The sequence below is a fragment of the Pseudarthrobacter sp. PS3-L1 genome, assembly GCF_030063285.1.
GTDB lineage: Bacteria > Actinomycetota > Actinomycetes > Actinomycetales > Micrococcaceae > Arthrobacter.
On sequence record NZ_JASISU010000003.1, the window covers coordinates 203,536 to 220,788 of the forward strand.

17 protein-coding genes and 3 tRNA genes are annotated in these 17,253 nt (G+C 60.8%); 4 read left to right on the forward strand and 16 right to left on the reverse strand.

What is annotated here, in order from left to right; translation table 11 throughout:
• Positions 1-13 precede the first annotated feature (13 nt).
• From QMG79_RS08785 to QMG79_RS08800, 4 genes are read right to left on the reverse strand one after another with little or no spacing between them, the layout of a single operon-like run.
• A complete protein-coding gene (locus tag QMG79_RS08785; RefSeq protein WP_283538213.1) occupies positions 14-793 on the reverse strand; it encodes an enoyl-CoA hydratase in 780 nt (259 codons plus the stop codon).
• Complete coding sequence (mmsB, locus tag QMG79_RS08790; RefSeq protein ID WP_283538214.1) at positions 790-1,773, reverse strand: 3-hydroxyisobutyrate dehydrogenase; 984 nt, start codon at positions 1,771-1,773, stop codon at positions 790-792. The genes QMG79_RS08785 and mmsB overlap by 4 nt, the downstream gene beginning before the upstream one ends.
• A gap of 1 nt (position 1,774) precedes the next feature.
• Positions 1,775-2,836, reverse strand: a complete 1,062-nt coding sequence (locus tag QMG79_RS08795) for an enoyl-CoA hydratase/isomerase family protein (protein ID WP_283538215.1) — start codon at positions 2,834-2,836, stop codon at positions 1,775-1,777.
• A complete protein-coding gene (locus QMG79_RS08800) occupies positions 2,836-4,329 on the reverse strand; it encodes a CoA-acylating methylmalonate-semialdehyde dehydrogenase (protein ID WP_283538216.1) in 1,494 nt (497 codons plus the stop codon). Before QMG79_RS08800 ends, QMG79_RS08795 begins: the two co-directional genes overlap by 1 nt.
• A 122-nt stretch (positions 4,330-4,451) precedes the next feature.
• Between QMG79_RS08800 and QMG79_RS08805 the strand changes: the two genes are divergently transcribed.
• Together QMG79_RS08805 and QMG79_RS08810 are read left to right on the forward strand one after the other, a co-directional pair.
• Positions 4,452-5,258 (forward strand): exodeoxyribonuclease III, encoded by an 807-nt coding sequence (locus tag QMG79_RS08805; protein WP_283538217.1) that lies wholly within the window; start codon positions 4,452-4,454, stop codon positions 5,256-5,258.
• Between the two features lie 22 nt (positions 5,259-5,280).
• The gene (locus tag QMG79_RS08810; protein ID WP_283538218.1) at positions 5,281-6,153 is read left to right on the forward strand and encodes a DUF8083 family protein; all 873 of its coding nucleotides are present in this window, start codon (positions 5,281-5,283) and stop codon (positions 6,151-6,153) included.
• Between the two features lie 84 nt (positions 6,154-6,237).
• On the opposite strand, the gene QMG79_RS08815 is transcribed toward QMG79_RS08810, so the two are convergent.
• From QMG79_RS08815 to QMG79_RS08830, 4 genes are all read right to left on the reverse strand, one after another.
• Positions 6,238-7,293 carry a LacI family DNA-binding transcriptional regulator gene (locus QMG79_RS08815; RefSeq protein ID WP_283538219.1) on the reverse strand — a complete coding sequence of 352 codons (1,056 nt, stop codon included), beginning with the start codon at positions 7,291-7,293 and terminating at the stop codon, positions 6,238-6,240.
• 115 nt (positions 7,294-7,408) lie between these two features.
• Positions 7,409-8,383: a carbohydrate ABC transporter permease gene (locus QMG79_RS08820; RefSeq protein ID WP_283538220.1), complete on the reverse strand. Its 975-nt coding sequence runs from the start codon at positions 8,381-8,383 to the stop codon at positions 7,409-7,411.
• Positions 8,380-9,345 (reverse strand): carbohydrate ABC transporter permease, encoded by a 966-nt coding sequence (locus QMG79_RS08825; protein WP_283538221.1) that lies wholly within the window; start codon positions 9,343-9,345, stop codon positions 8,380-8,382. Before QMG79_RS08825 ends, QMG79_RS08820 begins: the two co-directional genes overlap by 4 nt.
• A 94-nt stretch (positions 9,346-9,439) precedes the next feature.
• A complete protein-coding gene (locus QMG79_RS08830; RefSeq protein ID WP_283538222.1) occupies positions 9,440-10,777 on the reverse strand; it encodes an ABC transporter substrate-binding protein in 1,338 nt (445 codons plus the stop codon).
• A gap of 298 nt (positions 10,778-11,075) precedes the next feature.
• Here QMG79_RS08830 and QMG79_RS08835 point away from each other — a divergent pair, with 298 nt between their 5' ends.
• Entirely contained in the window at positions 11,076-11,756 is a 681-nt protein-coding gene (locus tag QMG79_RS08835; RefSeq protein WP_283538223.1) for a GAP family protein, read from the forward strand.
• A 52-nt stretch (positions 11,757-11,808) separates the two neighbouring features.
• On the opposite strand, the gene QMG79_RS08840 is transcribed toward QMG79_RS08835, so the two are convergent.
• The 8 genes from QMG79_RS08840 to QMG79_RS08875 form a co-directional block, all read right to left on the reverse strand.
• Positions 11,809-12,420, reverse strand: a complete 612-nt coding sequence (locus QMG79_RS08840; RefSeq protein ID WP_283538224.1) for a hypothetical protein — start codon at positions 12,418-12,420, stop codon at positions 11,809-11,811.
• The gene (locus QMG79_RS08845; RefSeq protein ID WP_283538225.1) at positions 12,417-13,100 is read right to left on the reverse strand and encodes a hypothetical protein; all 684 of its coding nucleotides are present in this window, start codon (positions 13,098-13,100) and stop codon (positions 12,417-12,419) included. Before QMG79_RS08845 ends, QMG79_RS08840 begins: the two co-directional genes overlap by 4 nt.
• Entirely contained in the window at positions 13,097-13,453 is a 357-nt protein-coding gene (locus tag QMG79_RS08850) for a hypothetical protein (RefSeq protein ID WP_283538226.1), read from the reverse strand. The genes QMG79_RS08845 and QMG79_RS08850 overlap by 4 nt, the downstream gene beginning before the upstream one ends.
• Entirely contained in the window at positions 13,450-13,872 is a 423-nt protein-coding gene (locus tag QMG79_RS08855) for an Asp23/Gls24 family envelope stress response protein (RefSeq protein ID WP_283538227.1), read from the reverse strand. Before QMG79_RS08855 ends, QMG79_RS08850 begins: the two co-directional genes overlap by 4 nt.
• Positions 13,873-14,084: 212 nt before the next feature.
• Positions 14,085-15,962 (reverse strand): BCCT family transporter, encoded by a 1,878-nt coding sequence (locus QMG79_RS08860; RefSeq protein ID WP_283538228.1) that lies wholly within the window; start codon positions 15,960-15,962, stop codon positions 14,085-14,087.
• A gap of 223 nt (positions 15,963-16,185) precedes the next feature.
• Positions 16,186-16,261: transfer RNA gene (locus QMG79_RS08865), tRNA-Phe, on the reverse strand.
• Between the two features lie 48 nt (positions 16,262-16,309).
• Positions 16,310-16,383, reverse strand: a tRNA-Asp gene (locus tag QMG79_RS08870).
• Positions 16,384-16,475: 92 nt separating this feature from the next.
• Positions 16,476-16,548 (reverse strand) — tRNA-Glu (locus tag QMG79_RS08875).
• A 222-nt stretch (positions 16,549-16,770) separates the two neighbouring features.
• Here QMG79_RS08875 and QMG79_RS08880 point away from each other — a divergent pair.
• Positions 16,771-17,199 (forward strand): metallopeptidase family protein, encoded by a 429-nt coding sequence (locus QMG79_RS08880; protein ID WP_283538229.1) that lies wholly within the window; start codon positions 16,771-16,773, stop codon positions 17,197-17,199.
• Positions 17,200-17,253 lie beyond the last annotated feature (54 nt).

The following is a 17,253-nucleotide window of genomic DNA, read 5'->3' on the forward strand; positions in this document are numbered from 1 at the left end:
GTACCCGGTTGTATCAGCGGTGCTTGAACTCCGGATTCCGCTTTTCGGTAAACGCCGCCATGCCTTCTTTCTGGTCTGCCATGGCAAACGCTGAGTGGAAGAGCCGCCGTTCAAAGAGAACACCCTGCACGAGCCCTGTCTCGAATGCGGCATTCACGGCTTCCTTGGCCAGCATGGCCGCCGGCTTGGATTTACTGGCAATGACCTCGGCGGCGGCAAGCGCCTCACGCACCACATCCTCCGCAGGAACCACCCGGGACACCAGGCCAGACCGTTCAGCTTCCTCTGCATCAATGAACCGTCCGGTAAGGATCATGTCCATGGCTTTCGCTTTCCCCACGGCGCGGGTCAGCCGCTGGGAACCGCCCATACCGGGCAGGACACCAAGGTTGATTTCCGGCTGGCCGAACTTTGCAGTGGTGCCGGCAATGATGAAGTCACACATCAACGCCAGTTCGCAACCCCCACCGAGCGCGAAACCGGAGACGGCCGCAACAATCGGGATTCGCAGCCGGGTCAGGTCTTCCCAGCCCCGGAACCAGTCCGCGGCATACATCTCCATGTAACTCTGGCTGGCCATCTCCTTGATGTCAGCACCGGCAGCAAAGGCCTTGGCCGAGCCGGTGATCACAACGGCGCCGACACCCGGATCTGCATCCATGGCGGACACTGCCGCTACCAGCTCGTCCAGCGTGGCCTTGTTCAGGGCATTGAGCGCCTTGGGCCGGTTCAGGGTCACCAGGCCCACCCTGCCGTGCTGCTCAACCAGGATGTTCGAATACTCCACGCTCATGCGTTGTCCTTCCGTTGGTTTGCCGCGTCTGTGGGCGCAGCCTCATCACCAGGACCAGTGCCCGCTGCTGACCGGTCCCGGATGTCGGTGATGATGCCGGAGAAGTCCCTGCCCGCACCACCCTCAGCGGCAAACGTATCGTAGATCTGCGCTGCCAATGGCCCCATCCTTGCTGCCACACCATGACTCGTGAGTGCGTTCATAGCCAGGTTCAAATCCTTTGCCATGAGTGCGCCAGCGAATCCCGGCCGGTAGTCCCGGTTGGCCGGACTGGCAGGGACAGGCCCGGGAACTGGGCAGTTGGCGGTCAGCGCCCAGCACTGGCCGGAGGCCGCGGACGCAACATCGAACAATGCCTGGTGGGTGAGTCCCAGCTTCTCGCCGAGGACAAATGCCTCGCTGACGCCAATCATGGAAATTCCAAGGATCAAGTTGTTGCAGATCTTTGCCGCTTGTCCAGCGCCATTACCACCGCAGTGCACGCTCCGCCGACCCATGATCGCCAGCAGCGGTTCCACCGCAGCAAAGTCATCCTCCGACGCCCCCACCATGAACGTCAGCGAGCCCGCCTCAGCACCCACCACTCCCCCGGAAACAGGCGCGTCCACTGCACGGTGACCTGCGGCAAGCGCCCGTTCGGCAGCGTCCCGGGCTTCCTCAACATTGATGGTTGAGCAGTCAAGGAACAGCGTTCCGGGCATGGCCGCAGCGAGAAGCCCATCGTCCGCAGCCCCGCAGTAGGCATCGAGGAGGTGTTTGCCGCTGGGAAACATGGTGAGGACGACGTCAGCGCCACGGACGGCCTCCAGGGCATCTGCCGCCGTCGGAATACCCAGCGCTTTGGCAGCATCCAGCGCCGCTGGCACGACGTCGAACCCCACCACGCGGTGCCCTGCGGCCACCAGGTTGCGCGCCATTGGAGCACCCATGTGGCCAAGCCCCAGGAAGGCGATGGTCTGGGCCCCTGCCGATGCAGCCATGTCAGTTTGCTCCTCTGTGCTGATGAGCGTTGAGCAGCAGTTCGTCCGCCCCTAGTGGTTCAAAATACCTGTCCACGGCATCCTGCCGGATTTCCCCCACCGTCGCGGGTCGCCACTGCGGCGTGCGGTCCTTGTCGATCACCTGTGCCCGGATTCCCTCGCGGAAGTCCGGCCCACCCAGGAACCGCAGGCCAACCCGGTAATCCTGCTGCAGCGTTTCCTCAAGGCTCAGATCCGCTGCTCGCCGAAGCGCTGCGAGGGTCACGGACACAGCGGTGGGTGACTTTGCCAGCAGGTCAGCCGCCGTTTCCGCCGCGTCCGGGCCCTGGTTCTGCAGCTGGTGGATAATCTCACCGACATCGTCCGACGCAAAGCACGTATCGATCCACTGCTGGCGCGGGGCCAGCCCAGAGTCCGGAACCTGCACGGCGAACTGACCCACGACGTCGGCCGCATCGCCTTCGGCGAGCGCCGCCACCAAGGCGTCCAGCTGGGACGACTCCACCATGGTGTCCGCGAGTCCCAGGAAGATCGCATCGGCTGCGTTCAGGTGCGCAGCCGTGAGTGCGGCATACGTTCCCGTCTCCCCGGGTGACCGGGACAGTAGATATGTGCCGCCGACGTCGGGCACAAATCCTATGGTGGTCTCTGGCATCCCGGCACGCGTCCGCTCTGTCACCACACGGAGGGATCCGTGGGCCGAGATCCCAATTCCACCGCCCAGAACCAGGCCGTCCATAAGGGCAACGTACGGCTTGGGATAGCGGGCTATCAATGCGTTGAGTTCGTATTCAACGCGCCAGAATCGTGCTGTGTCAGTACCTCCGGCAAGGATGTCGTGGTAAATCGCCACAATGTCGCCGCCGGCGCACAGGCCGCGGTCCCCAGCACCCCTGACTGCCACAGTGGATACGGATTCGTCATGCTCCCAAAGCTGGAACTGGTCCAGCATGGCCGCCACCATACCGGTGGTGAGGGCGTTCATCGCCGTGGGCCTGTTCAGCGTGATCAGACCAAGGTGACCGCGCTGTTCACTCAAAACATCAGGGCTAGAGGTGGACATCAGCTTCCTTCCGGCATGGTGAAGTGTGCACCCTGGCGGATACCAGAAGGCCACCGCGTGGTGACTGTCTTGGTGCGGGTGTAGAAGCGGAATGCGTCCGGGCCATGCTGATTGAGGTCACCGAAGCCGGAGGCCTTCCAGCCGCCAAACGTGAAGTAGGCAATCGGTACGGGTATGGGAACGTTGACTCCCACCATCCCAACCTCCACGCGGTTGGCAAAATCCCTGGCTGAGTCTCCGTCGCGGGTGAAGATTGCCGCCCCGTTGCCAAACTCGTGGTCGCTGCAGAGCCGCAGCGCCTCGTCATAGTCGGCAGCGCGCACCACGCTGAGAACCGGGCCGAAGATCTCTTCCCGATAAATGGACATGTCCTCCTTGACATGGTCAAAAAGGGTCGGGCCCACCCAGAAGCCGTTCGGATAGCCGTCCACTTCCAGGCCGCGCCCATCCACCACCAGGGCAGCGCCAGCCTCAGTACCAGCGGCGATGTATCCCTCAATCCGCTCTTTAGCGGCCGCCGATACCACGGGGCCAAAGTCGGCTCCGGCATCCATGCTGTGCCCCACCCGGAGGTCCTTGATCCGGTCCTGCAGGATGGCTATCAGTCGATCGGCAGTGTCTGTTCCCACCGGCACGGCAACGGAGATGGCCATGCAGCGTTCCCCGGCGGAGCCGTACCCGGCCCCCATCAACGCATCCGCGGCCATCTCTAGATCGGCGTCGGGCATGATCACCATATGGTTCTTGGCTCCACCAAAGCACTGGGCCCGTTTCCCGTGGGCTGCCGCTTTGGCATAAATAGCCTGGGCAATCGGGGTCGACCCCACGAACCCCACGGCTTTGACGTCAGGAGACTCCAGCAGCGCATCCACTGCTTCCTTGTCGCCATTGATCACGGTAAAAATACCGTCCGGCAGACCGGCTTGTGTCAGGAGTTCCGCGATACGCAGCGGGACGGAGGGATTGCGCTCTGACGGTTTGAGGATAAAAGCGTTGCCAGCTGCCAGCGCCGGGCCAGCCTTCCACAGGGGGATCATGGCTGGGAAATTAAAAGGCGTGATCGCCGTTACTACGCCCAGCGGCTGACGCACAGAGTGGACGTCGATGCCGCCGGCATCGGCGAACTCACCCTTGAGGAGGTGGGGCGCTCCCGCCGAGAACTCAACTACCTCGATACCGCGTTGGATATCCCCCTTGGCATCCGCCACTGTTTTGCCGTGCTCGGACGAAAGCAGCTCGGCAAGTTCCTGCAGGTTTTTGTTGACCAGATCAACAAAACGGAGCAGGATCCGCGCCCGACGCTGCGGGTTGGTGGCGCCCCATCCGGGCTGGGCGGCCACGGCAAGAGCCACAGCGTGCTCTACTTCTTGCCTGCTGGCCAACGGAACCTTCGCCTGGACAGCACCTTCGCACGGGTCAAAGACGTCGCCAAAGCGTCCTGACGTGCCGCGGGTTCTGCCTCCAGCAACGTAATGGGTCAGCTCGCGCACCATCGGATACCGCTCCTTTGCATGTGATCCAGGTCAATCGTCCAGCCGAATATACTCGGACTTCCAACTAAATTCCAGAGCCTGCCCCGAGACTCCTGTCCGGGGCACAAGGTAAGTTGGACTGCGTGAAGATAGCTACCTGGAACGTCAATTCCCTCCGTGCCCGTGCCGACCGCGTGGAAGCCTGGCTGCAGCGCAGTGACTGCGACGTACTCGCTATCCAGGAGACCAAGTGCAAGGACGAGAACTTCCCCTGGGAGCTCTTTGAGCGTATGGGATACGAGGTGGCCCACTTCGGCCTGAGCCAATGGAACGGCGTGGCCATTGCCTCTCGGGTGGGCCTGGACAACGTTGAGCGTACGTTCCTGGACCAGCCCGCTTTTGGCAAGGGCGGCAAGGACCCCGTCCAGGAAGCCCGGGCCATCGCTGCGACCTGTGGCGGCGTCCGCATCTGGAGCCTCTATGTCCCCAATGGCCGGTCCCTTGAAGATGAACATATGCCGTACAAACTGCAGTGGCTGGACACCCTGAAAAACCATGCCCAGGGGTGGCTGGCCGAGGATCCTAGCGCCCAGATCGCACTCATGGGTGACTGGAACATCGCCCCGACGGATGACGATGTCTGGGACATCGATTTCTTCCGCGACGGTGGCTATACCCACGTCAGCGGACCCGAGCGGGCTGCTTTCGAAGCGTTTGAGACTGCCGGATATACCGACGTCGTCCGTCCTTTCACTCCTGGCCCAGGCGTTTATACCTATTGGGACTACACACAGCTTCGATTCCCCAAAAAGGAAGGAATGCGGATCGATTTTGTCATGGCCTCCCCTGGACTAGCCGCAAGGGTCTCTGGCGCATCAATCGACCGCGAGGAGCGCAAAGGCAAGGGCGCCTCTGACCATGCGCCAGTCATTGTGGATGTGGCCAGCTGATGGCAGCCAGCAGGTGCCTGCAGTGAGCGGCAGAATCCATCAGGGGCAGGGGGGACTTCCCTTTTCCTCGACCCTGCGGGTCTACGAACCGCTGTCCAGTTTTCCGGAGCACTACCAGGCCGGACTCAGCGCAGCAGCTGCCCAGCTGCAGGAACGCTCCGCTATCGATGCCGCTGAAGTCCAGGCGTCACTGGGGCGCATTACCCGGCCCAACGGTGATCCTTTCCCCTCTGGAAGGACCGATGGCATCCGGATCACCACGGCGGATGGCACTCCGCCTTCCGCCGAGCATGGCGCCACGGACCTTTTGTACTGCCCGAACCAGCTGGTTCTCCGGGCAGGGTTGGCTGCGAACTCGCTGATGGAAGGCATCCACGGCCCGCTGGCAGAACTCCTGATCCCGGAGGACGTCAGGGAACGTCACCAGGCCCGGATCGATGCCGTCACGGCGGACGACTCTGCACACCTCATCCATTCCAGGGCCTCTACGTGGGGCATCCCCTTCGCGTGGTTCTCGCTCTTCATGGAAACTGACCGGAAGGATGTGGTGGAAGCCGATGGCCGGATCCTCACAGTCCGTGTCTGGACATCTATCACGCAGGCCAGGGAACGTGCCCGCTACGCCGCAGCCAGCCTGGCCCTGGCGGCCCCGGACCTGGACATGCTCGATGACCTCACACAGCTGAGCACGTGGCTGGACAAATTCGGCGCTGGCGCCATGCTGGAGCTGGACTACGGCGCAGTAGCGGACCGGGTTCACCCCGATGATTCGCCCATGGACATCCGGCTTGGTATCGAGTGCCTCGCAGAGGGGGATATGACCGGCGCAGCAGCAGCGTACCGCCGGCTCGCTTCACGATGGATACCGATCCGGCAGTTGGCCCGGGCTTCCTGACCTATCGGCGTTCAGGTCCGGGCTTCAGCCGACCGCGCAGCATCCTGGCGCAACCACAAAACCGTCAGCTGAGGAAGCGGCGATTCAGGGGGTGCATGGCGGCGCCGTGGTGCCGCGCACAATCAGTTCATGCGGCGCGGCAAGCGAACGTACCGCCCCTGCCTGTCCATCCAGCTCATCGAGCAGCATGCGGGTGGCAAGTTCGGCCTGGTCATCGGGGTGCTGGCTCACGGTGGTCAGCCCCATGGCTTCGGCAAAATCGTGATCATCGATACCGATGACCGAAACATCCTGAGGGACACGGACCCCAGCCTTCGCGGCTTCAAAAATGACGCCCATGGCCATCTCGTCCGACGCACAGAAAATGGCAGTCGGTTTCTTCCCCGGCAAACTCCATAGACGGCGAAACGCCTCCTGGCCGCTGAGCAGGGTGAAGTCACCCCACTGTTCCCATTCTGGCCGCGTCGGCAGGCCCGCCCGTTCCATGACATCGTGGAACGCGAGGATACGCACCCTGGGTACATCAAAGTTCAGGTCGGTCTGATTGTCCCCGTGGACCAGCGCAATGTCCCGATGGCCCAGGTCCACCAGGTGCTGGACTGCCAGGGATCCCGCAGCGTAGTCGTCAATGCCGATGTAGGAGCATTCCTCCACGTAGCCGCCCACCACAATCAGTGGAATGTCGATCTTCTGCAAGTGTTCAAGCTCTTCATGCGTCAGTGCCATACAGAGAACCAACAGGGCATCAATCTGCTTGTAGACCATTGTCTTGCTGAACAGCCGGACCCTGTTGCTTCCGTGGCCGCCCAGATTGAACAGCGTCATGTTGTAGTTGCGTAGATGCAGCTCCCGATCAGCTCCCTCGATGGCTTTGGAGAAGAACCATCTGCTAACAAAGGGAGCCAGGACACCAATTGTTTTTGTGCGCCCTGTCGCCAGGCCGGAGGCGGACGACGACGCGACGTAACCGAGGTCGGTTGCTACCGCCAGGATTTTTTCACGCGTTGCCGAGGAGACATTGGGCAGTCCCCGCACGGCCCGCGAAACAGTGGCGGTTGATACTCCGGCGGCTGCTGCCACGTCTTCGATGCTAACTCCGCTGTGACCGCCCCGAAGGGACCTCTCACTGGTGCGTGCCACGATGGTTACCCTTCTGGAGATAAAGCGGCGGGCCACACCGACGCTCCTGCGTCTGCAGAGCGTGATGCGACCCGCCGTCGTGCGCTAGGTAGTCGACGTTGGACGTCGGCCCGGGTTATCCCTTGAGGCCACCAGCGAGGAGGCCGCGCACAAAGTACCGCTGGAGCCCAAAGAAGACCAGCAGCGGAACAATGATGGACACAAATGCTGCCGCTGGGTTCAGGTAATCCTTGTTTCCGCGGGTACCTGAGATCTCAGCAAGGCGCTGGGTGATCGGTGCCACGTCGGCAGTACCTCCTGAGAACACCAACGCAACCAGGAGATCGTTCCAGACCCACAGGAACTGGAAGATCGCCAAAGATGCGAGTGCCGGGACTGACAGAGGCAGGATAATCCGCCAGAAAATGGTGGTGTGGCCAGCGCCGTCAACCTTGGCCGCTTCAATAACCTCACCCGGAATTTCCGAGATGAAGTTATGCAGCAGGAAGATACCCAGTGGCAGTCCAAACATGGTGTGCGCTATCCAGAGCTGGGCGTAGGAACCCGGCGGGATCTGCAGCACCTGGGTAAAGAGCGTCAGGAGCGGAATCAACGCCATCTGAAGCGGCACAATCTGCAGCGTAAAGACGAAGATGAATCCGGCGTCGCGCCCTTTGAACTTGCCCCAGGCAAAGATGTAGGCGGCCATGGAAGCCAAAACCAGCACAAACACCGTCACCGGGACAACAATGGCAATCGAGTTGACGAAGTACTGACTCAGGTTGGCGGACTGGGATCCTGCCGAGGCCGTGACATCCACGTAGTTCTTGAAGGTGAACTGCCAGTCAGTAAAGGCGTTCCACCAACCGTCGGAGCGCGGGCCGACCTGCTTGGCAGCGGGCCGGAACGACGAGACAAATAGACCGAAAGTCGGGACTGTCCAGACCACTGCGATGATCACTGCCGCAGCAGTTGCCCAACGGGAGGTCAGTTTGGTTTTGACCCTGCGCATCATCGGCGCAGCATCATCACCGGTGACTTCTTTGTTGGTCTGGCTTTTCCTGACGCGGGTCTTCTGTGTGGCCCCATCCGGCGTTGGCGTGACGGTCATCGGATTTCCCTTTGCTGACGGAGGACACGGGCGTTGTACACAACAATCGGCAGAACCAGGAGGAAGAGAATCAGCGCCAAGGCTGCACCCCTGCCAGGTTCGCCGGCGCGGAACGCCTGCGTGTACATTTCGTTGGCCACTACCGAGGTGTCGTAGTTGCCAGCGGTCATGGTGCGGACAATGTCGAACACCTTGAGCGTGGCGATAGTGATGGTCGTGAGCACCACCACCAGCGCGCCACGGATACCGGGGAGCGTGACGTTGACGAACTGCTGCCAAGGATTGGCACCATCCAGACGCGCGGCTTCGACCAGTTCAACGGGGACGCCCTTGATGGCTGCAGAGAGGATGACCATGGAGAACCCTGTCTGGATCCAGACCATGACAATGATCAGGAAGATGGTGTTTCCCGGGGCGTCCAGCAGGAACTGCTTGGGGTCGAGTCCCAACGCAACACGGAGCGCGTTCAGGACACCGGTCTGCTCAATCCCGGGACCGCGGTAGTCGTAAACGAGCTTCCAGATGATTCCGGCACCAACGAAGGAGATGGCCATGGGCATGAAGACCAAAGCCTTGAGGACCTTTTCACCCCGTGCCTTGTCGATGAAAACGGCGTAGGCAAGGCCGAAAGATGTTGACAGCAAGGGGACCAGGACGGTCCAGATGACTGTATTGCGAAGAGTGACAAGAGCCTCTGGCTGGGTGAAAATCCAGACGAAGTTGTCCACTCCATTGACCTTGCCCGAAGAGTCGGTGAAAGCCAGGAATGAGGTGGTGACGGCTGGGTAGACCAATCCCACCAGCAACAGTATTGCTGCGGGAGCAAGGAACCCGATGACAGTAATTTTTTCCTTGTCGGACTTGGGAGCCCTGTCCACCACAAGCATGATGAGTCCGATAAGCGCAGCGAAGACCGCGAGTGCGATCACAACCTGCAGGAGTTTTTCTCCAATGAAGTCCATAGCCCAACCTCCGGGGTACGTGGATCAGAATGAGGGTTACGCTGCTGAACCCCCGGATCCTCAACGGATCCGGGGGTTCAGCGAGCCGGGGAGGTTAGCTCTTGGGCCAGCTGCTTTCGATGCTGTCCGTGACTTCCTGCGATGAGGCACCGTTGATCCAGGAAACGATTCCCTTCCAGAAGGAGTTGGAACCAACAGCACCGGGCATCAGGTCTGAGCCGTCAAAGCGGAAGGTGGTGTTTTCATCCTGCAGACGGGCGATTGAGTCCTTGTCCAGTTCAGTCTGGGCGTTTGCGGGGTCAAGTCCCTTGTTGGCGCTGACCACACCGCCCAGCTTCACGCGGGTGTTGGCGAATTCAGCGCTTGCCATGAAGGCCTGGAAGGCCTGGACCTCGGGAGCGTCTGAGTACGCACCGACCATCTCGCCGCCACCAACAATTGCCTGTCCCTTGCTTGCGTCGCTGGGCGGAGCCATGAAGGCCCAGACGTCACCGTCGGGAGCAACAACAGTGCCCTCAGGCCAGTTTGAGGCCTGGAAGTTTGCCTGGTGGTGCATGGCGCACTGTCCGTCCAGGACCGGCTGACCGGCCTGTGCGAATCCGGTGGTCAGGATCGAGCGGACGTCACCAAAGCCGGCGTTGACGTACTGATCGTCCTTGAGGATGTCACCGGCAGTATCAAAGGCACTGACAATGCGGGGGTCGTTAAAAGGAATCTCGTGGGTGACCCACTGGTCATAGACCTCGGGTCCCTCATCTCGGAGGACAACGTCCTCGATCCAGTCAGTTCCTGGCCAGCCGGTGGCCTCGCCGGATTCGAAGCCTGCACACCACGGCTTCATGGTGCCGTCATCTGCGACCTTTTTGGTCAGGTCCATCATCTCGTCCCACGTCTTGGGGACTTCCCAACCCTTGTCCTCAAAGGTCTTCGGGGCGTACCAGACGTAGCCCTTGACGTTGGCGAGCATCGGCGCGGTGTAGAACGTGCCGTCAACAGTGCCGTATTTCTTCCAGTCCGCAGACCAGTTCTGGTCCACGAGGTCGGAAACTGCCTGCGGTGCTGGCTTGAGGTTTCCTGCACGGGCCTGGTCGGCCATGAGGCCCGGCTGCGGGAAGATAGCAATGTTCGGTGCGTTGCCAGCTTTGGCGCGGACGCCGATCTGGGTCTCGAATTCCTTGCTGCCCTCGTACTTGATGGTGGCGCCCGTGCATTCTTCGAACTTGGCCCACGACTTCTCAAGGTTTGTAGCTTCAAGGTCCACGATGGTGGAGTAGACCGAGATTTCCTTGCCGTCGTGGTTGCCGTAGTCTGCGTAGGCGCTGCAGTCGCCGTCACTTGCAGGAGCGGCGTCTTCGCCTGAGCTGCAAGCGCTGAGGGCTAGTGCCATGATGCCTGTGGCGGCAATAGGCAGCAGATATTTACGATTCTTCATGCGGATAACTCCTCGCTGAGTTCCTTTGGATAACGCTGATGCGAATGCGTGGTGAGCATCACAGTAATCAAAGTTCACAGGAAAATGCAAGCGTTTACACAGCGTCGTTTCCAGATTGAGACCTAGTATCCCCCAATCACTCTGCGCAGCGTCGGTCAGCGGCCCCCTTTCTCTGATCAGCAAGCGCCGGATCACCCTTGACTAATCCTCCGCAAAACATCACCGCCACCATGGACACTGCAGTGAATCCGTGGAACACTTTCCACGGTGCCGTGCCTGGGAACTGGGAGCCACAACCATGAATCAGATCATTGGAACTCTGCTACCGCTGGCGCTTGGAATCAGCCTGAGCCCCTTCCCGATCATCATGGTGGTCCTGATCCTCACCTCCAGCCGCGCGAGGACCAACAGCTTGCCGTTCATGGTGGGTTGGGTCGTGGGAATCGGGTCCATCGTCACGTTCCTCTCCTTTGCCATGGACGCCCTTGAAAAATCCACCACGGGCCCTGCGTTCGTGATCGCCGGAGTCCTTAGAATTCTCCTTGGGCTTGGCCTGCTTTTCCTCGCTTACCGGAAAATCAGGAAGCGCTTCGGAGACCAAGGTGAAACGTCACTGCCTGGTTGGATGTCGTCAGCGTCGTCCGCCACGCCCGGGCGCGCACTGCTCGTGGGACTCACGCTCTCCGCAGCAAACCCCAAGAACGTCGCCATTACTATCGCAGCGGGGGTAACAATTGGCGGCGCCAACCTCACTGTCGCCGCAGAGGTCCTGTCCATGGCTGTCTTCGTGGCCGCTGCCTCCGTCACGGTCATCGTCCCCACCGCAGGATACTTCGTGACACCCCGTCTTGTGCTGCCGTTGCTGGAGAGCATCGCAGGGTGGCTGACTGCGAATCACCAGGTCATGACCGGGCTTCTCCTGCTGATCTTCGGCACCATCCTCATCGGAAATGGGATTGCGGGTCTCCCCACGGCCTGACTCGCCGTTGGCAACCCTGGCCCAGCCGCCCACCAAACACCCGAGAGGTGGCCTAGCGGACCCGTTCCGCCCTGCTGAGCCTGGACCGGGCCCCCACACCAACGTGAATGAGGACCGGAATCTGGTGGCCCACCACGCGTTCGAGTGCCATCACAAGGTCTGCAACCTCGCCGGCCAGCAGGTGCGGCGCAACTCCCTGCCGCGGCTGCAGGCGTATCCGGAGTGCTGGCTTTCCCCGGTATTCATACGTTGCAACGGATACTCCTGGCAGGTCCGGGCGCCCAGCCAAAGCCGCTCTGACGGCCTGCTCGGCCACGGCGCCACCAATACTGATATCCCCCGGTTCGCCGCCAGCATCGACCTCTGTTGAAAGGAGCGTTGCACGGCCCTTGCCCTGCTGCGCCGCAAGTGCGAGCACCAACACAATAATGACCAGGAGCACCGCAGCCAGGGCGAGCCAGATCCAACTTTCTCCCCCACCGGGTAGCCTGGTCTGCTCGATGACCTGCTGGAGAGAATTCCATGCACCTCCAGACCAGTTGCGCCAGGCGGAGGCGACGGCTGGAATAACCACCAGGGCCAGCAGCCCCGCTCCGATGGCGATTAGCACGAAGCCGAAGAACCCGATGGCCCATCGGTTCAATCCTCGTGGAGAGCTATTCATGCGCCCACAACCCCAGACTCAGCGACAACAATCCGAACCGCAGGCTCAGGCTCCAGCTGCATCCGGCGGACTTCTTCCTCAACAGCGCCGCTGATCAGCTCGCGATCCACCGGAACACCTGAAGTGGGACGTACATTGACCACAACCAGCTTCCGTGACACCACCACCATGACCTGCTCCCGCTGCACGTTGGCAGCTGTGCGTGCCCGGCGGGCCAGCGAGGCTGCCAGGACGCCGTCGTCCACGACAACACCGATCCGGTCAGTCGGGATGCCAGACTCAGTGGCACGCATCGATGCCGTCCATCCGTTGAGGACATGCCGAGGGCGGCGGCCAGGCAGCACCGCCCCCAGAAAAAAGAACAACCCCACCATGAAGATCACCGCCCCCAACGCACCAAGAAGGATCGGTGAAAGCGAATCTGGCAGCTTCGCGAGACCCTCTACTGCATACTGTGGTTCGATCAGCCACGAAGGCTGCCCCACCAGGTGGACCAGGGCTTCCAGGAGGGCATAGCCGCAGAGGACCGTCACCACGATGGCCAGCACCACCACGGCAACCGATCGCGGAGAGGTAGATTCGCGTCGCAAGACGCGGCGCAGGAACGGCGATGGCGGGGGCGTTTCTGGCTGCACCGCGTTGCGCGTTTCGCCGCGGGCCGGTTCTGTTGGCTGGCTCATTGGACCTTTGCTCCGTGGCTGGTTCGGGCTCCACTGACCCTGATGTCAACGCGGCTGAGGCGAGACCCGCTCAGGGACGAAACTGTGTGATGAATCGCAGCCTTGGCGGTGACCGCCATGTCCAGGACTGACCCCTGGGATGCTGGGTATGAGGGTCCTTGGCGAAGGACAAGATTGAGGTCTGGAATGGTCATCGGAGCCACCACGGAAAGGGCAAGGAGCCCTCCGTCGTCACGCCAATCAATGCGAACATCCGCAGGCTGCACGCCCAGGGACTGTGCGGCGGCTGCCTTTGCGAGGCTGGTCAGGGCCTGCGTGCTGATCCGGGTGTGACCGTTGAGCGGAGTGGTCATGCTGGAAGTCTCCCCTCGGCACCGATGAAAACATCTGTCACGTCAACATTGACCTCAATGACCTGCAGCCCCACCAAGTCTTCCACCGCCTGATAGATAGCCTTGCGAACGTGGTTCGCAACAGAATGCAGGGGAACCCCGTAGGAAGCGACCAGGCTGACGTCGACTGCCACCTGCGTGGCACCCACATCAACACGGATCCCTGCCGTGGAATCGGTGGTACCCGCCGCACCTCGGAACGCACCAAGGGCACGGGCAGGCCCCGCACCGACAGAGTGCACCCCCGCAACCTGCCTGGCCCCAATTCCGGCAATCCTGGCTACGACACCATCGGCAATCTTGGTCCTGCCCGGGAGGCCTGGCCGCAGCTCACGCAGAGTCTCAGTGCCGGTGTCGGGCGCGTCCTCATGGCTTTGCATCGGGCACTCTCCTTCTGTCCATTCCAACCTTATCCCGTGCCTCTCCAGGCCCTGATACACATGGCTGCCGAGCGTTAGAGCACCGAACCGACAAAAAGGGAAGCATCCGTTCTGAAGAACGGATGCTTCCCTTTGCTGCCCTGCCTGGGACGGGTACCAGCCCCATCAGCCAGCATCCGGCCGGTTCCTGACCGGGTCAGCGTTTACTGCCGTCAGTGACGGCGTTGGGCCGATTCATCACCGTGCTGAGGCTCAGAGTCAGGCGCGGCGTCTGGAGCGTCACCGTTGGTCCAGCGTTCACTGATCTGCGCTTCGACAGCTTCTGCCACGTGATCAGCAACGTGCTCCTCATAGTGCTCCTGCATTGAGTCCTGGACAGAATCCTGGATGGAGTCCTGCACATGCTCGGTTACGTGAGCTGTGAGCTCCTCACGGGCAAGCTTGCGCTGCGCCCGCATGAGGGTGGCGTGTTCTTTGTGGAACGCCTTTGCCGTGGCAACACACATCAGCAGAATCACCACGCTGAAAGGCACGGCAGTCAGGATGGCCGCCGTCTGGATTGCGCCCAACCCGTTGGCCAACAGCAGTGCAATAGCAACAGCCGCGGAAGCGAGAGCCCAGAAGATCCGGATCCAGTTCTTCGGATCTGCGTCACCGCCAGTGGAGAGCATCCCCATGACAAGCGCACCGGAGTCTGCAGAGGTGATGAAGAAGATGGCGATCAGGATGATGGCACCGATGGTCAGCAGCGTGCCACCGGGCAAACCGCCAAGCATTCCAAAGAGCGCACCCTCCGTATCCACCGTTCCATCCTCGCCAACGAGGCCGCCACCGCCGAAGATCTCGCGGTAGATGGCCGTCCCGCCCAAGATGGAGAACCAGAGGAAGCCCACGGTTGTGGGTACCAGGAGAACGCCGGCAACAAACTGACGAACTGTGCGGCCCTTGGAGATCCGGGCAATGAAGATGCCAACAAAGGGGGCCCATGAGATCCACCAGCCCCAGTAGAAGGTGGTCCAGGCAGCCTGCCAGGCCTCACCCTCGGCACCGGAAAACGCAAGGGTATTAAAGGTCAGGCCAACGACGTTCTGCAGGTAGTTGCCGATTGACTGCACAAATTCACGGAGCAGGAACAGCGTGGGACCGGTAAAAAGAACAAACAGCATCAGCAGACCGGCAAGAACGAGGTTGGTATTGGAGAGCCATTTCATTCCCTTTCCGACGCCGGAAACTACCGAAACGATGGTGAGGGTGATGATGCAGAGGATAAGGCCGATCTGCGTCATCTGCGTTGCCTGGAGAATATTGGCCTGATCCAGGCCTGCAGAAATCTGCAGGACACCGAGTCCCAGCGACGTGGCCACACCGAACAGGGTGCCGACCAGTGCTACAACATCAATCAGGTTGCCCCAGCCACCTGCTACTCGGCGGGTACCCAACAGCGGTTCCAGGGTCCAGCGAATGGAGATGGGGCGGCCCTTGCGGTGCACTGCATAGGCGATCGAGACCCCTACCACCACGTAGATGGCCCAGGCATGCAAACCCCAGTGAAGGAAGGTCTGGGTCATTGCCTGCTGCGCCAGCTGGATAGGCGTTCCCTCGACACCGGGGCGCGGAGCAGCGAAGTGGTTCAGTGGTTCAGCAACACCAAAGAACACCAGGCCAATGCCCATCCCGGCAGCGAACAGGAGGGCAAACCAGGACATGACCGAGAATTCCGGTTCGTCCTCGTCTTTGCCGAGCTTTATGTCACCGTAGCGGCTCAGGCCAATCCAGAGCGCGAAAGAAACAAAAATAGCGATGGCTGCAACGTAGTACCAGCCAAACCACTTGATGACGTTGCCCTGCACGGAGGTGAACATGTCGTTCGCCGCGTCAGGAAACAGGGTTGCGAAGCCTGCGAAGACGACAATGATTACTGCAGCGGGCCAGAAGACCCAGGGTGCGATTTTCTTGTCAGTGCGGGTGGCCGCCGCGGGCGGCTCCCGATCCACTTTTACGGACCCAGTGGATCCGGAACCCGTTGAGGATTCAGTTGCTGCGTTTACTGAAGGTTGCTCTGTGGTGCCTGGGCCAGATATGGCTGCCATTCCCCATTACTCCTTCTGCGCCGCAAAGCGCACAGTCGAATTTTTCTTTGGACACGACATCGGCATTTGGTGGTCGGGTCGCGAGTACTCCCCTCTCACCAATTTCCCACCGAGGTCATTCATACTCAAGAGGTTCCGCAAAGGCTGCGGACCCCACAGTTCAGCCATAACGAAAAAACCCCGCTGTATTCTGCATGATTGCAGGAAACAGCGGGGTTTTAGCTGGTGGCTCCGACCGGCGTCGATCCGGTGACCTTTCGATTTTCAGTCGAACGCTCTACCAACTGAGCTACAGAGCCTAGGTGACATGTCACCATGACCACGGGAATTTCTTCCAGAAGTCAAAGCGACCCTGACGGGACTTGAACCCGCGACCTCCGCCGTGACAGGGCGGCGCGCTAACCAACTGCGCTACAGGGCCTTGATTTTACTGCTCCAGCAATGTTGCCATTGCTTTTTTTCAAGGCTTCGAGCTTACCAGACAATTTCAGCCTGGCGAACCATTTCCTTGCGTACCCCCAACGGGATTCGAACCCGTGCCGCCGCCGTGAAAGGGCGGTGTCCTAGGCCGCTAGACGATGGGGGCCAGAACCCTGTACGGAACATAAGAAAATCTGTGACGCCAAAGCCCCACAGTTATTTGCTGTCCGTTCCGAACTGGACTCTAAAACTATAGGGCCTACCGTGGAAATATCCCAAATCGTGGTCCACATCCCAGCCTCCTGTGGAGCAAGGTCCACAAAGCGGACCACACAGAACGCCACCAGGTCACCGATTTCCACCGCACCATCCCGGTAAGCTTCAAAGCATGCATGAGTACCTGCCGCCAGGCCTACCGATAGTTCCTGGAGCCGGAACAGGAGCGGCGGCTTTCACCATGACGGCCGACGATTTCGAGGATGCAGTTAATGCCGCACTTGCAGGCATCCCTGCCAATCTGGCCAAAGCCATGGACAACGTGGCGGTTTTCATTGAAGACACCTACATTCCAGATCCGCACGAAGACCCGGAGACAGTCCTGCTGGGCCTCTACGAGGGTGTGCCTTTGACGGAACGTGACTCGTGGTGGGATGCAGGATCCCTCCCAGACCGAATCACCATCTTCCGCGAACCGATTCTTGAGCTCTGCGGATCCCGCGCCGAGGTGGTCCATGAAGTGAAGGTCACCGTCATCCACGAGGTTGCGCACCACTTTGGAATCGATGATCAACGCCTCCACGATCTTGGTTGGGGCTGAAACGGAGAGCTGTACCGTCCGTCACCTCAGTGCCGAAATGACGCAGGTGAACGA

Bases quoted from the DNA above. Each gene is read 5' to 3' on its own strand.
- QMG79_RS08785 (WP_283538213.1), bottom strand. From the start codon at position 793: ATGAGCGTGGAGTATTCGAACATCCTGGTTGAGCAGCACGGCAGGGTG.
- mmsB (WP_283538214.1), bottom strand. From the start codon at position 1,773: ATGGCTGCATCGGCAGGGGCCCAGACCATCGCCTTCCTGGGGCTTGGC.
- QMG79_RS08795 (WP_283538215.1), bottom strand. From the start codon at position 2,836: ATGTCCACCTCTAGCCCTGATGTTTTGAGTGAACAGCGCGGTCACCTT.
- QMG79_RS08800 (WP_283538216.1), bottom strand. From the start codon at position 4,329: ATGGTGCGCGAGCTGACCCATTACGTTGCTGGAGGCAGAACCCGCGGC.
- QMG79_RS08820 (WP_283538220.1), bottom strand. From the start codon at position 8,383: ATGACCGTCACGCCAACGCCGGATGGGGCCACACAGAAGACCCGCGTC.
- QMG79_RS08825 (WP_283538221.1), bottom strand. From the start codon at position 9,345: ATGGACTTCATTGGAGAAAAACTCCTGCAGGTTGTGATCGCACTCGCG.
- QMG79_RS08830 (WP_283538222.1), bottom strand. From the start codon at position 10,777: ATGAAGAATCGTAAATATCTGCTGCCTATTGCCGCCACAGGCATCATG.
- QMG79_RS08835 (WP_283538223.1), top strand. From the start codon at position 11,076: ATGAATCAGATCATTGGAACTCTGCTACCGCTGGCGCTTGGAATCAGC.
- QMG79_RS08840 (WP_283538224.1), bottom strand. From the start codon at position 12,420: ATGAATAGCTCTCCACGAGGATTGAACCGATGGGCCATCGGGTTCTTC.
- QMG79_RS08845 (WP_283538225.1), bottom strand. From the start codon at position 13,100: ATGAGCCAGCCAACAGAACCGGCCCGCGGCGAAACGCGCAACGCGGTG.
- QMG79_RS08850 (WP_283538226.1), bottom strand. From the start codon at position 13,453: ATGACCACTCCGCTCAACGGTCACACCCGGATCAGCACGCAGGCCCTG.
- QMG79_RS08855 (WP_283538227.1), bottom strand. From the start codon at position 13,872: ATGCAAAGCCATGAGGACGCGCCCGACACCGGCACTGAGACTCTGCGT.
- QMG79_RS08860 (WP_283538228.1), bottom strand. From the start codon at position 15,962: ATGGCAGCCATATCTGGCCCAGGCACCACAGAGCAACCTTCAGTAAAC.
- QMG79_RS08880 (WP_283538229.1), top strand. From the start codon at position 16,771: ATGCATGAGTACCTGCCGCCAGGCCTACCGATAGTTCCTGGAGCCGGA.